Consider the following 14,351-nt stretch of genomic DNA (forward strand, 5'->3'; position numbering starts at 1 on the left):
ACTTTCTTACCTTGTATCGACCTTAGATACAGCTTTAAAAGAAAAGAGCATCCTTTGCAACCTCTTGTTATTTTTCTGTTAAAAAAAGGTTGTCTTTTGATTTCGGAATAATGTTTAATGCAACGGCCTTATCAAACATCTCTTGAATCGCTCGCCGCCCTTCTTTTCCCAAATTTTCAGAATATTGATTTACATACAGCTCAATGTGCTTATACATTACTGATTCTTCCATTTCCTGCGCATGGGAGCGAATGTAATCTAATCCAGATTTAGGATTTGCAAAAGCATATTGAACGCTAGCACGCACAAGCCGATTAATTTTAAGCTTTACTTCTTCTCCTAGCGAACGCTTCACCACTATTCCACCCAATGGAATCGGACTTCCCGTTGTTTTCTCCCAAAAATCGCCTAAATCGACAACTTTATGTAATCCTTTCTCTTGATAAGTAAACCTATTTTCGTGTATAATTAATCCCAAATCTATCGCCTCTACAAGTAATGAGTTCTCAATAGCAGAGAACAACAATTCCTCTTTATTTTCTAAGGATGGAAACGCTAAACTCAACAAAAAATTTGCTGTCGTATATTTTCCTGGTATACCTATTCTTAGTGAAAGATCTTCCTTCGTTAAACCGTTGCCTGACAAAAGCGCTTCCCGAAGTCGTGAAGCCAGCTTTTCGTCCTTTGCAATTAGTAACGGACCTACTCCAAACCCCAGAGCACTACCAGCATCCAGCAGCTCATAATCTTTTGCTGCATAGGCAAAAGCATGATAACTTAATTTTGTAATATCTAATTCTTGTTTAAACGCCTTTTGATTTAACGTTTCAACATCTTGGTATTCCACCTCAAAATCCAATCCTTCTGTATCTATTTTATGATGTATCAATGCATCAAAAATAAAGGTATCATTAGGGCATGGAGAAAATCCTAATGTTAGTTTCATTCTTATCTTTTTAAAATTTTAATATTCTTATATAATGGCTACAGTTATAAATGCATCACATATTAATTTTGTAGAAGTACAAAAAAAGCAGCATACCTACAAATGTCACCATTACAATTCCTTGTGCTATTTTCTCTTTTCCTTCAGCAGTTTTTTTATAAAAAACGCGAATCAATATCAAATTAATTGCCGCAGCCAACACATATAAAATAAACGGCTTTGTTGGAAAAAGTTCGTTCGCGAAATCTGTATGTGCAGTCAATAGATAAGCAAAAAAGGGAGGGAGTACACCGATAACAATACCAACTATTATGTTATTTTTCATCTGCAACATCAAAAGTCCAGGAATTTAATTCCGTAATAGCATGGTGAGCCGTCATATCAAACTGTGTGGGAACCACCGATACATAGCCTTGACTTAATGCAAATACATCTGTATCTTCGCCTTTGTCTAGCAGTTGAAATTTTCCAGTCATCCAAAAATATTCTCGCTCATAAGGATCAACTCGTTCATCGAATTCTTCGAACCATTTCGCAGTAGCTTGACGACAAATCTTAATCCCTTTTATAGGCCTAGTACTATTTGGAAAGTTCACGTTCAATAAAGTTGCTTTTTGAAGACCGTGCGTCAAAACTTGAGTAGCAATAGCCCTTAAATACGGACGGCAATGGGAAAAATCGGCATGATGGGAAAAATCATCCAGTGAAAAACCAATTGAAGGGATATCCTCAATAGCACCTTCTACTGCGGCGGACATAGTACCAGAGTACAGTACGTTTATTGAATAATTTAATCCATGATTCACTCCAGAAACACAAAGATCAGGTTTCTTTCCTTTAAAAATCTTGTTTACAGCCAACTTCACACAATCCACTGGAGTACCGGAGCATTTATACATCTCGACACCTTCATAAAGATTAATCTTATCTAATCGCAGCGGCCTACCTATTGTTATCGCATGTCCCATGCCAGATTGAGGGCTATCTGGAGCGACTACTACCACATTCCCAATTTTTTGCATTTCTTCGAGCAAAACTTTGATACCTGGCGCAGTTATACCATCATCATTCACAACTAAAATAGTCGGCTTCTTCTTTGTCATATTGCTAATTTAGGAAAAAGCTCTATAAATAAGAATCAAACAGTGCTTCGGTATATATAAAAATATAAAGAGGCGTTGTGTCGATACAACGCCTCTTTATATTTTTACTTGTCTTTTGCTGCTAACCTAGACTTTTCAACCAATCCACCACTTCTTCTCTTGTCTTTCCTAATTTTTGCTGGATGCGTCCTAACAATTCATCATCTTGACCTTCTTCATATTTCAAGTCGTCGTCTGTCCACTCAGCATATTCCTGCTTCACTTTTCCTTTTAATTCATTCCACTTTCCTTTTAAATCTAACTTGTCCATTTTCTATCCTTTCTTGTTTCCCTAGAGAACAATGCTTCTCGAAAAAAGTTCAGTAGAAAAATATGAATCGAATACTTTTTGTTCCTATATCGTTCCAATGACAACGTTTCCGAAGATTAAATTATTTTTCTAGTTTTTAACTCCTATCTTAGACTGATTATCAATCTTTGTTTTATTTAATTCTTATTATGAGCCATACCATCTTTGAAAGTAGATATGCTATAGGACCAAATGAATCCAAATCGTTGGATACGAAAGGGCTTCGTGAAAACTTCTTAATAGAAACTTTATTTTCCCCAGATAAAATCCATTTCGTCTACACACATTACGATCGCTACATGGCGGGAGGAGCAATGCCTGTAAAAGATAGACTTCAGTTAGAAACAATCGATGCACTTCTTAAAGAGCCTTACTTTTTATCGCGCCGCGAGATTGGAATAATCAATGTAGGGGGGAATGGTCAAGTGGAAGTTGATGGAACAACATATGAAATTGGGAACAAAGAAGCTCTTTACATTGGAAAAGGAGCTAAAGAAGTCTTTTTCAGCAGCTCTGATCCGACTAATCCCGCAAAGTTCTACTTAAATTCAACACCTGCACATCAAACATATCCTACGAAAAGGGTAACTAAAGCCGAAGCTAATAAAATAGAACTCGGATCTTTGGAGACAGCAAATCATCGTACCATCAATCAGATGTTATTAAACAAAGTCGTTGACACTTGTCAATTACAAATGGGTATGACAGAACTAAAACCGGGATCTGTATGGAATACAATGCCTTCGCATACTCATGACCGTCGAATGGAAGTATATTTTTATTTTGAAGTACCAGAAGGACAGGCTGTATCGCATTTTATGGGGCCTATCGACGAAACCCGTCATATATGGATGCAGAATGAACAGGCGGTAATTTCTCCACCTTGGTCCATCCATTCTGGAGCGGGAACAAGCAATTACACGTTTATTTGGGGTATGGCAGGAGAGAATCTAGATTACGATGATATGGATAAATGTGCTATTACAGCATTAAGATAAGCCGTACGCTAGAAATTAATTTTTTATTTTTTACACGAAACCATGTCTATTTTAAACACATTCGACCTCTCTGGAAAAATAGCCTTAGTGACTGGCTGCAAAAGAGGAATAGGTAAAGCTCTCGCGGAAGCTCTTGCGGAAGCAGGTGCTGATATTATTGGTGTTTCTGCAACACTTGAGCTTGAAAATTCTGATGTCGAACAATCGGTTCATGCTATTGGTCGCAAATTTCATGCGTATAAATGTGATTTTTCCAAACGAGAGTCTCTGTATGCATTTATTGATCAGGTAAAAAAAGATCATCCTGTTATTGATATTTTATTCAATAACGCTGGTAATATTTTACGCGCGCCTGCCGCGGAACATCCAGATAACTATTGGGATGAAATTATAGAAATCAACCAAAATGCACAATTTATTCTAACACGAGAAATAGGAAAAGAAATGCTTTCACGTGGAACAGGTAAAATCGTATTCACAGCATCTTTACTTACTTTCCAAGGAGGAATTAATGTTCCTGGCTACGCAGCCTCTAAAGGAGCAATAGGCTCATTAACAAAAGCATTTGCGAATGAATGGGCAAGCAAAGGTGTGAATGTTAATGCAATAGCTCCTGGCTATATTGCTACGGATAACACGGAGGCTTTGCGTGATGATCCAGAACGTTCAGCATCGATATTATCCCGGATACCTGCTGGAAGATGGGGGGAAACTCAAGACTTTAAAGGTCCGGCTGTATTCCTTGCCTCTAAAGCATCCGACTACGTCCACGGCACCATATTAACGGTGGATGGCGGTTGGATGGGTCGTTAAATCTACACTTCGTATTCCTAGTAAGAAATTTTCGCCTCTTACTAGGAATACAATCCTTTCTTGTCAATAAATTCCAATACCGAGTCTGGTGTATAAAATCGAATATTTTTTTTTGCTTTAATAGCAGATCGAAGAAAGGTAGATGATAATTCCATCACAGGACTATCCGTTAAAATGACTGACGAATGATTTCTCAATTCTCCACCATGAAAACCAGGTCGAGGATATACGATAAGTTTATAATCCCTCAAAATGATATCTGCATTTTTCCATTTGGAAAATCCCTGAAGATTATCTTCTCCCATTATCAACAGAAATTCCTTATTCGGATAACGTTCTTTAAGATGAGTCAACGTATCAATTGTATAAGAAGGTTGCGGAAGATTGAATTCAACATCGGAAGCCCGAAGTTTCTCCTCTCCTACGATAGCGAGATTTACCATCTCCAACCGATCATACATATTACCTAAACTTTTCTTTTCCTTGAAGGGATTATGAGGTGACACCACAAACCAAACCTCATCAAGAGCAGTAAAGCTTGTCATATAGTTGGCAATAATCAGATGCCCGATATGGATCGGATTAAATGATCCAAAAAATAAACCAACTTTTGTCATTCCTAATTATGACTTAAGAAAATCCAATACAAGCTGCTCCGCTTCTTCACAAGCAGTATCTAAATCGAAGTTATTGAGAACAATATCGAATTTATCAGCATAACTTAGCTCTGTTTCTGCTTTCGCAAAGCGTTCAAGTAACTTTTCTTCAGAATCTGTCCCCCGTCCACGAAGACGATCCTTTAAAACTTCTAATGAAGGAGGATTTACAAAGATTGCCAATGCTTCTTCGGAAAATTTTGACTTTAAGCGAAGTCCACCAATAACATCGATATCAAAAATCACCGATTTTCCTTCATCCCATATCCGTTCTACTTCTTTGCGCAATGTTCCATAAAAAGTACCTGAGTAAACCTCTTCAAACTCTATAAATTCATGCTTTGCTATACGATGTAAGAAATCATCGTTACTGATAAAATAGTAATCTTTTCCATCAATTTCTCCCTCTCTCGGATTCCGGGTGCTTGCAGAGATTGAAAAAGAAATCTTATCCCCATGCTTTTCTAGTAATCGTCTAACTATTGTTGTTTTTCCAGCTCCCGAAGGCGCAGAAAATATAATTAATTTACCACTCATTCTTATAATACATTAAGCAGTTGCTCTTTAATTTTTTCTAATTCTTCTTTCATGCGCACCACGATCTGTTGAATGTTCGCGTCATTGGCTTTTGATCCGAGCGTATTTATCTCTCGTCCCATCTCCTGCGAAATAAATCCCAACTTCTTTCCATTAGAGTCTGTCGCTCGTAAAGCTTGTATAAAATAATTACAGTGACTCCGCAAACGTACCTTTTCTTCTGTGATATCTAATTTGTCGATATAAAAAATAATTTCTTGTTCAAAACGATTCATATCTACATTTTCTTTTCCTACAGCTTCGTCCAGGTAATGACTAATACGCTCTCTGATAAGCGGGATCCGATTTCCTTCTAAAGACTCTACCTCGGTCAAATAGGAAAGAATCATACCCACGCGTGTATCAAGATCATTTTTAAGAACAATACCTTCGTCTTGACGAAATTTATTAAATTTCTCAACAGCAATATAGAATGCATCCAACAAAACTTTTCCTTCCTCCTCATCAACAGCATCTTCATTGGATGTTACAACCTCCGGCATTTCAAGCGCCATCTGAAACAACGAAGCATTTTTTTCGCCCAATTGAATAGCAATTTCCTCCAACTGTTTATAATACTTCATTAATAAGGTCGCATTTATAGAAGAAGCCTTTGCAGTCTGGTCAGTATATTCTACCGTGACAAAAATATTTACTTTACCACGTTCGATCAGTTTCGTTGATTCAGAACGCAAAGTAAACTCTTTGTCCGAAACAACTTTTGGCAACCGCAAGTTGAGTTCAAGAAATTTGGAATTCAGGGATTTTAATTCGACGGTATATTTAACTTTCCCATTTTCCTGGGAACCAATACCATACCCTGTCATAGATTTTATCATATGCAAAGGTAGGAAAAGTAAAAAGCAAAAAGTAGAAACTGAAAAGTAAAATTGAAATTAATCTTTCTCACCAATCGTGTTTTGCTATAATAACACTAAGATAGGTTTTATAGGTAGATCCTTCAGGTACTCTAACAAAGCCAATGCCTATATCATGAAGGGATCCATTCCAACTGTCCATACCCAAAACATGCTTTCGATGCATAAAACCAGGAGAGTTTCTTCCTACAATAAATGCTTTAACGCCATCCACAGCCGTTGGATGATTTGCAGCGATGGACTCGAAATTATTAGCTTCTTTTTTTTTCAACCAATCTTTATTCAATTGATAACCAAATTGACTCATGTAATGATTAGGCCCTATCCCTTCTGGGGTACTATGTTCAAAATAATCTCGTTTGGCCATATCGGTAGCACGCCACTCAGCCGTTTTTGCTAAGTCTGAATCCCAATTTAAATGAAGTTTGGAAACTTTAGAAGCATCAAATTTAATCCCTAACATACGCATCATTTCCTGGGGTCGCTCTCGAAAAGCTAGGAGATAATGATAAGCTTCTTTGGCACCTACTCTATCTACGATAATATTCTTTCGTTGTGCATAAATAGACACCGAAAGTACACATACAAAAAAAGTCATTATTGAAATGATTCGCATAGCGTAAGGTTTGTTTAATGAGACTTCTTTTTTTAACTAACGTTTAACGACGTTAAACCCTGAATTGTTAATCTCCATAAACAAAAAGAATTACAAAATAAAAAAACTCGGCATGTTTTGCCGAGTTTTTTACTATATCGATGAAAATATTAGCTTTCTATTGTTTGTCTTTTTGTACTTAATCGTTCTTTAATAAACCCAATAATTATAGGCAAAACAGAAACTAAAATAATACCTATAACAACTTTTTCAAAATTATCCCTTATCCAGGGGATATTTCCTAAAAAGTATCCAGCCAAAGTAATCCCAACGACCCATAACACACCACCTATTAAGTTGTAGGTAAGAAATATACTATATTTCATCTTACCTACCCCTGCCACAAAAGGAGCGAATGTTCGTACAATAGGAACAAAACGTGCTATAATGATAGTTTGAGGGCCATGCTTTGCATAAAATCCATGCGTTTTCTCGATGTATTCTCCTTTTACAAGCTGTTTACCAAAAAGACGCATCTGCACAAATTTATCTCCTGCGTATTTCCCAATTAAATAATTACAGGCATCTCCCAATACGGCCGCAATAAGCATTAATGCAATACTTGTCGAAATGTCCAACATTCCCTGTGCAGCAAACATTCCCGTAGCAAAAAGCAGAGAATCGCCAGGTAGAAAAGGCATAACAACCAACCCTGTTTCGACAAAAATGATAAGAAACAAAATCAGATAAATCCAATAATTGTATTCTGCTATTAATGTAGCGAGATGATCGTCAATATGTAGTATAAAATCAATTACGGAATATACGATTTCCAAAACAATACAGTTTAAATGTTATTTAACATGACAGGCATAACAAGCATTAGAATGTCTTCATTATCCTCTTTAATAGCAGGAATAAGTAACCCTGCACGGTTTGGTGTACTCATTTCAATCACCACTTCGCTAGAACTTAAATTATTCAACATTTCTACTAGAAATTTGGCGTTAAAACCTATTTCCATATCCTGTCCCTCAAATTGACAACTTAAACGTTCATGTGCTTCATTAGAAAAGTCTAAATCCTCAGCAGATATATGCAATTCACTTCCCGAAATTTTTAGTCTCACTTGGTGGGTAGTTTTGTTTGCAAAGATAACGACACGACGAAGTGTATTAAGAAATAAAAGCCTATCAACTGTTAATTTATTTGGGTTTACCTGTGGAATAACCGCTTCATAATCTGGATATCTTTCATCAATGAGGCGACAAATAAGGTGAATGTTTCCGAACTGGAAAAAAGCATTTGTATTATTGTACTCGATAGAAACCACCGTATCATCCGAAGGTAAAGAGGACTTCAACAAAGTTAATGCTTTCTTAGGCAAGATAAGCGATGCAGGTTTATCCGATCCTACATCCGTCCGACGATAGCGAACCAATTTATGTGCATCTGTGGATACAAAAGTGATACTCTGCTCAGCAAGTTGGACCAAAACTCCTGACATTGCTGGTCTTAACTCATCATTGCTCACCGCAAAAATAGTTTTGTTAATGGCTTCCGACAATATAGAAGCTCCTAAGGCAACTGTAGATACATTATCTACGATAGGAATTTTAGGGAAATCATCGGCATTCTCACCACTTAATTTATACTTTCCATCGCCTGCACTGATTTCGATAGCCAATGTATTGGTATCGACTGAAAAAGCAACGGGTTGATCAGGAAGGGTTTTTAATGTTTCGATCAAAATTTTGGAAGGCATCGCAACTCTTCCCTCTTCTTTTGCTTCTATTTGGAGAGAAGTGACCATGCTGGTTTGCAAATCTGTAGCTGATATCGTCAACAGATTATCTTTGATCTCAAATAAGAAATTTTCGAGAATAGGAAGAACGGTACTACTGCTCGATGCACCGCTAATTGCTTGTAATTGTTTTAATAAAATTGACGTGGATACAATAAATCTCATTTCCTGAATTTTATAGATTTTTATATGCAATATTACAGAAAAGAATCTACATTTTATAAACTCATTGTGTCTTAATTCTTATCGCAAATTAATTAATTAGTACATTTGTAAGATCGAAATATATGCAGTTTAAGGATATAATAGGACAACACGAAATGAAAGCACATCTCTTACACACGGTTAAAGAAAACCGCGTGAGTCATGCGCAGCTTTTTCTTGGTCCTGAAGGTTCTGGTGGACTAGCATTAGCGGTAGCTTATGCACAATATATAAATTGCGAAAATAAGGGTGAACAAGACAGTTGTGGAATATGCAGTTCCTGTAATAAATACCAAAAACTCATTCATCCTGATTTACATTTCTCTTACCCCTTCTTTGCTAAAGGAAAAGATGATGTTGCTGCAACCTATCTAGAAGAATGGAGAAAAGCTTTTCAAGCCAACCCGTACTTAAGTTTAGACTTTTGGAGGCATAACTTAGAGGCGGAGAATAAGCAGGCTAATATTAATATAGCTGAAGCCCATGATATTATAAAAAAGCTTAGTCTTAAAGCTTTCGAAGCCGAATATAAAGTACTTATTATGTGGCTTCCAGAGTATTTGGATATTCAAGGAAACGCACTATTGAAGTTGATAGAAGAACCTCCTGCTAAAACACTTTTTTTACTGGTTGCCGAAAATCAAGATAGGATATTAAATACCATTATATCACGAACACAACTCGTTAAAGTCGCTAAGCTTAAACACGATGAGGTCACACAATATCTCATAAAACAAAAAGAAATTGAAGCGCAACGAGCAAATGAAATTTCTTTTATCGCTGATGGAAATTTACAATTGGCTCAAGACCTTTTGAATGAAGAAGAAAATCCATATTTCGACCTTCTTATTCATTGGCTTCGTTTCATTGTTACAGACTCTGGTTTAAATTTCATCCGGTTTTGCGAAGAGGAGTTTCCAAAATTGGGTAGAGAAAACCAAAAAAATTTCTTACTTTATGCCATTAATATGTTGCGTCAAATTGTTTTGACACAGCAGGGACTTCGACAACTTGTTCTCCTACAAGGTCAGGAGCTGGATTTCGTAAGTAAATTCAGTAAAAGTTTTAGTGCCGATCAGTTGGCTTATGCCATCGATTTATTAGAAAAAACACATTACAAAGTAGAACGCAATGCAAATCCAAAAATTCTATTTTTAGATTTATCTTTGCAGTTAGTTTTAATATTTAAATATCAAACGTTCCCTCAAGGGACTCAATATATATAAAAGAAGAAAAATATGGGATGTGGCAGTTGCTCATCCGGAGGTGGGTGCGGTAGTACAACAACTACAGGAAGTGCCCCTGCAGGTTGCCAAAATAATGGCTCTTGTATGACTAGCGGATGTAATAAATTAGATGTATACGACTGGCTTTCCGATATGGATTTGCCTTCAAACTATAAACCTTTCAACATTGTTGAAATACGATTCAAGGGATCACGTAAAGACTTCTACATCAATACGGATAATCTTTACCTAGAAATGGGCGAAATGGTTGCTGTAGAACCCTCCACAGGTGGGTATGATATAGGTCATGTATCGCTCACTGGAGAACTTGTTCGTTTACAGTTGAAAAAGAACAATGTAAAACAAGATACTGTCGTAAAAAAAATCTACAGAAAAGCGAATGAAGCAGATGTACAAAAATACAATGCTGCTAAAGATCTGGAATGGGAAACCATGCATCGAGCACGTAATTTAGCACTCGAACTTGGTTTGTCTATGAAGATTTCCGATGTGGATTATCAAGGAGACAAAACAAAAGCAACATTCTATTATACTGCAGAAGGAAGGGTAGATTTTCGTGAGCTGATTAAGCGCATGGCTGAGGCGTTTCGTATCCGTATTGAAATGAGACAAATTGGAATGAGACAAGAAGCTAGTAGATTAGGAGGAATAGGATCCTGTGGGAGAGAGCTTTGTTGTTCCACTTGGCTTACGGATTTCAAAACAGTATCTACCTCTGCAGCGCGTTATCAAAATCTGTCTTTGAATACGTTAAAGCTAGCTGGACAATGCGGCAAATTAAAGTGTTGTCTCAATTACGAACTTGATAGTTACATGGATGCATTACGTGACATCCCTACAAATGTAGAAAGACTTGATACGGAGGTAGGTATGGCTTATCTTCAGAAAACTGATATTTTCAAGAAACTGATGTGGTACTCTTATCCAGGAGGGGAAAACTGGATTCCTATTGATGTTCACAAGGTAAAAGAGTATGCCGAAATGAACAAAGAAGGACGTAAATCTCAAGATTTAACAGTTAACTATGTCCCCGAAGAAGTACAGAAGCCTATTTCTTATGATTACGAAAATGTAGTCGGACAAGATTCACTGACACGTCTAGACGATAAAAGCAAAAGGAAAAAACGTAAGAAAACAAAGAATAAAAAGGATACTGTTGTTTCGGATACAAAACAAACAGAACAAAAGAAAGTAGAACAGCCAAGGGAACAGAAAAGTAATATGCCTCAAAAAGCAGAAACTAAGTCTGTTCAAGGAGATCCTGCTAAACCCAAAAAGAGATTTAATAGAAACAGAAATAAAAATTCTGATCAAACAAAAGGGAATCTTCCTAATTAAAATACTATGCTTACATTTTGGAAAAGCATCGTTAGTTTATTCCTGTCACTGCTTGTCATTTCTTGCGGTGATCAGGCTTTTTATGAGGTTAATAAGGCTATTCCAAATAGAAGTTGGAATTACAGTGAGATCCCAGTTTTTAGCGTTAGAGTTACAGACAGGACTGCGAAGTACAATCTGTGGGTTAACTTAAGACATTCGAATGAATATAATTATGCGAATGTCTTTCTTCTGATTCACGAAAAAGGTCCTGCAATTTCTGATACCGCTATTCGATATGAATTAAAATTAGCTGAATTGGACGGAAGATGGTTAGGAAAAAGTGCAGGAAATCTATATAGTGTAGAGCGATTATTAAAGGAGAATTATAGTTTTCCCGATACAGGGTTATATACTTTTTCTATTGAACAAAATATGCGTGAAAATCCTTTAAGGGATATTAGCGATATCGGTTTAAAAATCGTGAAAAAACCATGATAACCTTTTTTAGATGGCTTTTACTTCCTTTTGCTTTATGCTATGCAACGATTGTCTGGATAAGGAATAGACTTTACGATATAGGATTACTAAAAAGTACATCTTTTGATTTCCCCGTAATAGTTATTGGAAATCTTGCTGTTGGCGGTACTGGAAAAAGTCCTATGACAGAATATATATTACGGACGATTAAACCGTATTTAAAAGTCGCCATTCTTAGTAGAGGTTATGGTCGAAAAACCAAAGGGTTTAGATATGTGGAAGAAAACGATATTTCGGACTATACAGGTGACGAACCTCTTCAAATTAAAAAAAAATATCCCGAAACAACGGTAGTGGTGTGTGAAGATCGCGTAAAAGCTATAAAAAAAATAAACCAAGGATGCGATGCAGTACTACTTGATGATGCCTATCAACATCGTTCTTTAAAACCTAGTTTTTCGATACTCTTATTCGATTACAACTCACTACTAGAAAAGGCACTCCCCTTACCTACAGGAAACTTTCGAGACACTCTATCAGAAAGCAAACGAGCAAATACAATCGTCATCACAAAATGTCCAAATACTCTAAACGAAGAGCTAAAAACTAAAATCATAAAAAAAATTTCGAACTACTCCAAGGCACCTTTATTTTTTTCAAAAATATCTTATAAAAATATTATTCAACCAAATGGTAAAGATCTAACGGACTTTGATTTAAAGAATACGATCGTTTTTTTGTTTACAGGTATAGCAAATCCTGTCCCTCTGTATGATTATCTAAAATTACAGGTTAAAGAACTCCACTATATTGCATTTTCTGATCATCATGACTTTTCAGAAGAAGACAAAAAAAATATCTTAAAAAATTTCCAAAATATAAGCGCTGATAACAAAATATTACTGACTACAGAGAAAGACATTCAACGTTTAGCTAGCTCATTTGTTTCAGCATATAATGTTCATTATATCCCTATTGAAACAGAAATTCTATTTAATCAAGCCGAAAAATTCAATAATTTATTGTTTGATGCATTCCATATTGTTAATTAGTATTAATCAGCGTTAAACTTCCCTAAATAAGCTTTTCTTATACAACAACTTAGCTTCCTATAGTTTACTTTTGACAAGTACAAAAATAAACTATATGGAACGTCGACGGCTGTAGAAAACAACCATATGGCCATTAAAAAGCAATTTATTAAACATATGAAATGTCCATGATTACAAAAGACAAACAAGAATGAAAATAATCTCGACATTCCATATGACCTTTTTTAAAAAAATTATTTACATATGAAAAACATCAATTTATGTATTGTATTTCTGATACTAGGAATAAGTATCGGTTTTGCGCAAGAACGAGGCAAATTTCAGGAGATGTCAGCTACGGATCGTGCAAAAGGAATTGTCGAAAGATTAACAGATGAACTTGCATTAGAAAAAAGTCAACAGGATTCTATATACAAACAGGCCTTAGCACAAGCCACTGCTGAAAAAGAAATATTTGCAAATGCTAGTGGTGATAGAGAAACCATTCGTACAGCTATGCAAGAAAATAGAAAAAAATTCGACACAAAGATAAAGTCTTTTTTAAATGAAAAACAGCTAAAAACATATGAAGAGTTGGAGAGTAAGCGAGGACAACGACCTCCAAAAAAAGACTAATGAAAAGCTTCTTTAAGCAAAGAAAAAAAGAGGAATCTTAGGACTCCTCTTTTTTATGATAATTGTATTTACTTATATCAAAAAGCCTATACGATCTTTATTCCATTAAGGTTGAACAGGTTCAGCTGGCTGGATCGGAGTTTCAACTGGAATAGGAGCAGTTTCTTTCGGACGTTCAGAAACTATTCTTTCAAATAGTGGTTTTTGCTCATCAGACAACTTCTCAGCTACTTGTGCATCTGTGCTAGCTTGCAGCTTATTTAGAGATTCGGCAAGTACTTCTGGTGATAATGTCCCGTCTACTTTTACCGCTTCTTTTGATTTTTCACCTTCCAGAACAATTTGAAAGATGCTCGTTTGTTGATCCTCAGTGAGCGTCAGTTTTTCTGTTAATGTAGTTACTTCCTCTTTAGCAACTTCATCTGGGTTGGTTTGCGCAAATGTCAATGTGATCGCGAATAATAAACTGATACCTGTTAAAAATAATTTTTTCATGACTATAAATTTTAATTGTTAAACCATTACTAATAACTCATTTGTTATAATAACTCACTAAAACCATGATTTAGTATTTCTATTGTATCACTTATGTTACAATTTAACATTACTTAACAATAAGAATAAACCAATATTCCAAATTAACATTAACAACACATCTATAAAATAGTCTCTCTTTAAAGCAAAAAAAGCGTAACCCTTAAGGTTACGCTTCTTCATT

18 protein-coding genes are annotated in these 14,351 nt (G+C 35.9%); 7 read left to right on the forward strand and 11 right to left on the reverse strand.

Annotated elements, in window-relative coordinates:
* Positions 1–67: 67 nt before the first annotated feature.
* The 4 genes from ACSZOX_RS08230 to ACSZOX_RS08245 all read right to left on the reverse strand — a co-directional run bounded on the left by ACSZOX_RS08230 (position 68) and on the right by ACSZOX_RS08245 (position 2,359).
* Positions 68–946, reverse strand: a complete 879-nt coding sequence (locus tag ACSZOX_RS08230) for a menaquinone biosynthesis family protein (protein ID WP_437919386.1) — start codon at positions 944–946, stop codon at positions 68–70.
* Positions 947–1,001: 55 nt separating this feature from the next.
* On the reverse strand, positions 1,002–1,271 hold the full coding sequence (locus ACSZOX_RS08235; protein WP_437919387.1) for a hypothetical protein: 270 nt from the start codon (positions 1,269–1,271) through the stop codon (positions 1,002–1,004).
* Positions 1,261–2,049, reverse strand: a complete 789-nt coding sequence (gene surE / locus ACSZOX_RS08240) for a 5'/3'-nucleotidase SurE (RefSeq protein ID WP_437919388.1) — start codon at positions 2,047–2,049, stop codon at positions 1,261–1,263. The genes ACSZOX_RS08235 and surE overlap by 11 nt, the downstream gene beginning before the upstream one ends.
* Before the next feature lie 121 nt (positions 2,050–2,170).
* Positions 2,171–2,359, reverse strand: coding sequence for a CsbD family protein (locus ACSZOX_RS08245; RefSeq protein WP_437919389.1), 189 nt, complete (start codon positions 2,357–2,359; stop codon positions 2,171–2,173).
* 188 nt (positions 2,360–2,547) lie between these two features.
* Here ACSZOX_RS08245 and kduI point away from each other — a divergent pair, with 188 nt between their 5' ends.
* Both kduI and ACSZOX_RS08255 read left to right on the forward strand, forming a co-directional pair.
* Positions 2,548–3,396, forward strand: coding sequence for a 5-dehydro-4-deoxy-D-glucuronate isomerase (gene kduI, locus ACSZOX_RS08250; protein ID WP_437919390.1), 849 nt, complete (start codon positions 2,548–2,550; stop codon positions 3,394–3,396).
* Positions 3,397–3,444: 48 nt separating this feature from the next.
* Positions 3,445–4,209 carry an SDR family oxidoreductase gene (locus tag ACSZOX_RS08255; RefSeq protein ID WP_437919509.1) on the forward strand — a complete coding sequence of 255 codons (765 nt, stop codon included), beginning with the start codon at positions 3,445–3,447 and terminating at the stop codon, positions 4,207–4,209.
* Positions 4,210–4,250: 41 nt separating this feature from the next.
* On the opposite strand, the gene nadD is transcribed toward ACSZOX_RS08255, so the two are convergent.
* The 6 genes from nadD to dnaN form a co-directional block, all read right to left on the reverse strand.
* Positions 4,251–4,826 carry a nicotinate (nicotinamide) nucleotide adenylyltransferase gene (gene nadD / locus ACSZOX_RS08260; RefSeq protein WP_437919391.1) on the reverse strand — a complete coding sequence of 192 codons (576 nt, stop codon included), beginning with the start codon at positions 4,824–4,826 and terminating at the stop codon, positions 4,251–4,253.
* A gap of 6 nt (positions 4,827–4,832) precedes the next feature.
* The gene (gene gmk, locus ACSZOX_RS08265; protein ID WP_437919392.1) at positions 4,833–5,402 is read right to left on the reverse strand and encodes a guanylate kinase; all 570 of its coding nucleotides are present in this window, start codon (positions 5,400–5,402) and stop codon (positions 4,833–4,835) included.
* 2 nt (positions 5,403–5,404) lie between these two features.
* A complete protein-coding gene (locus tag ACSZOX_RS08270; protein ID WP_437919393.1) occupies positions 5,405–6,280 on the reverse strand; it encodes a YicC/YloC family endoribonuclease in 876 nt (291 codons plus the stop codon).
* A 67-nt stretch (positions 6,281–6,347) separates the two neighbouring features.
* Positions 6,348–6,935, reverse strand: a complete 588-nt coding sequence (locus ACSZOX_RS08275; protein WP_437919394.1) for a CAP domain-containing protein — start codon at positions 6,933–6,935, stop codon at positions 6,348–6,350.
* 149 nt (positions 6,936–7,084) lie between these two features.
* Positions 7,085–7,750 (reverse strand): DedA family protein, encoded by a 666-nt coding sequence (locus tag ACSZOX_RS08280; protein ID WP_437919395.1) that lies wholly within the window; start codon positions 7,748–7,750, stop codon positions 7,085–7,087.
* Positions 7,751–7,761: 11 nt separating this feature from the next.
* Positions 7,762–8,883 carry a DNA polymerase III subunit beta gene (gene dnaN, locus ACSZOX_RS08285; RefSeq protein ID WP_437919396.1) on the reverse strand — a complete coding sequence of 374 codons (1,122 nt, stop codon included), beginning with the start codon at positions 8,881–8,883 and terminating at the stop codon, positions 7,762–7,764.
* A gap of 122 nt (positions 8,884–9,005) precedes the next feature.
* Between dnaN and ACSZOX_RS08290 the strand changes: the two genes are divergently transcribed.
* The 5 genes from ACSZOX_RS08290 to ACSZOX_RS08310 all read left to right on the forward strand — a co-directional run bounded on the left by ACSZOX_RS08290 (position 9,006) and on the right by ACSZOX_RS08310 (position 13,633).
* Positions 9,006–10,148, forward strand: a complete 1,143-nt coding sequence (locus ACSZOX_RS08290; protein WP_437919397.1) for an ATP-binding protein — start codon at positions 9,006–9,008, stop codon at positions 10,146–10,148.
* Between the two features lie 12 nt (positions 10,149–10,160).
* Positions 10,161–11,507: a PSP1 domain-containing protein gene (locus tag ACSZOX_RS08295; RefSeq protein ID WP_437919398.1), complete on the forward strand. Its 1,347-nt coding sequence runs from the start codon at positions 10,161–10,163 to the stop codon at positions 11,505–11,507.
* A gap of 6 nt (positions 11,508–11,513) precedes the next feature.
* On the forward strand, positions 11,514–11,984 hold the full coding sequence (locus ACSZOX_RS08300; RefSeq protein WP_437919399.1) for a gliding motility lipoprotein GldH: 471 nt from the start codon (positions 11,514–11,516) through the stop codon (positions 11,982–11,984).
* Positions 11,981–13,018 carry a tetraacyldisaccharide 4'-kinase gene (gene lpxK / locus ACSZOX_RS08305; RefSeq protein ID WP_437919400.1) on the forward strand — a complete coding sequence of 346 codons (1,038 nt, stop codon included), beginning with the start codon at positions 11,981–11,983 and terminating at the stop codon, positions 13,016–13,018. The genes ACSZOX_RS08300 and lpxK overlap by 4 nt, the downstream gene beginning before the upstream one ends.
* 243 nt (positions 13,019–13,261) lie before the next feature.
* On the forward strand, positions 13,262–13,633 hold the full coding sequence (locus tag ACSZOX_RS08310; RefSeq protein ID WP_437919401.1) for a hypothetical protein: 372 nt from the start codon (positions 13,262–13,264) through the stop codon (positions 13,631–13,633).
* 105 nt (positions 13,634–13,738) lie between these two features.
* On the opposite strand, the gene ACSZOX_RS08315 is transcribed toward ACSZOX_RS08310, so the two are convergent.
* Complete coding sequence (locus ACSZOX_RS08315) at positions 13,739–14,128, reverse strand: hypothetical protein (protein WP_437919402.1); 390 nt, start codon at positions 14,126–14,128, stop codon at positions 13,739–13,741.
* Between the last annotated feature and the right edge of the window lie 223 nt (positions 14,129–14,351).

This window comes from Sphingobacterium sp. LRF_L2, assembly GCF_965644235.1.
In the GTDB taxonomy this organism is placed as follows: Bacteria; Bacteroidota; Bacteroidia; order Sphingobacteriales; family Sphingobacteriaceae; genus Sphingobacterium.

Bases quoted from the DNA above. Each gene is read 5' to 3' on its own strand.
- ACSZOX_RS08230 (WP_437919386.1), bottom strand. From the start codon at position 946: ATGAAACTAACATTAGGATTTTCTCCATGCCCTAATGATACCTTTATT.
- ACSZOX_RS08235 (WP_437919387.1), bottom strand. From the start codon at position 1,271: ATGAAAAATAACATAATAGTTGGTATTGTTATCGGTGTACTCCCTCCC.
- surE (WP_437919388.1), bottom strand. From the start codon at position 2,049: ATGACAAAGAAGAAGCCGACTATTTTAGTTGTGAATGATGATGGTATA.
- ACSZOX_RS08245 (WP_437919389.1), bottom strand. From the start codon at position 2,359: ATGGACAAGTTAGATTTAAAAGGAAAGTGGAATGAATTAAAAGGAAAA.
- kduI (WP_437919390.1), top strand. From the start codon at position 2,548: ATGAGCCATACCATCTTTGAAAGTAGATATGCTATAGGACCAAATGAA.
- nadD (WP_437919391.1), bottom strand. From the start codon at position 4,826: ATGACAAAAGTTGGTTTATTTTTTGGATCATTTAATCCGATCCATATC.
- gmk (WP_437919392.1), bottom strand. From the start codon at position 5,402: ATGAGTGGTAAATTAATTATATTTTCTGCGCCTTCGGGAGCTGGAAAA.
- ACSZOX_RS08270 (WP_437919393.1), bottom strand. From the start codon at position 6,280: ATGATAAAATCTATGACAGGGTATGGTATTGGTTCCCAGGAAAATGGG.
- ACSZOX_RS08275 (WP_437919394.1), bottom strand. From the start codon at position 6,935: ATGCGAATCATTTCAATAATGACTTTTTTTGTATGTGTACTTTCGGTG.
- dnaN (WP_437919396.1), bottom strand. From the start codon at position 8,883: ATGAGATTTATTGTATCCACGTCAATTTTATTAAAACAATTACAAGCA.
- ACSZOX_RS08290 (WP_437919397.1), top strand. From the start codon at position 9,006: ATGCAGTTTAAGGATATAATAGGACAACACGAAATGAAAGCACATCTC.
- ACSZOX_RS08295 (WP_437919398.1), top strand. From the start codon at position 10,161: ATGGGATGTGGCAGTTGCTCATCCGGAGGTGGGTGCGGTAGTACAACA.
- ACSZOX_RS08300 (WP_437919399.1), top strand. From the start codon at position 11,514: ATGCTTACATTTTGGAAAAGCATCGTTAGTTTATTCCTGTCACTGCTT.
- lpxK (WP_437919400.1), top strand. From the start codon at position 11,981: ATGATAACCTTTTTTAGATGGCTTTTACTTCCTTTTGCTTTATGCTAT.
- ACSZOX_RS08310 (WP_437919401.1), top strand. From the start codon at position 13,262: ATGAAAAACATCAATTTATGTATTGTATTTCTGATACTAGGAATAAGT.
- ACSZOX_RS08315 (WP_437919402.1), bottom strand. From the start codon at position 14,128: ATGAAAAAATTATTTTTAACAGGTATCAGTTTATTATTCGCGATCACA.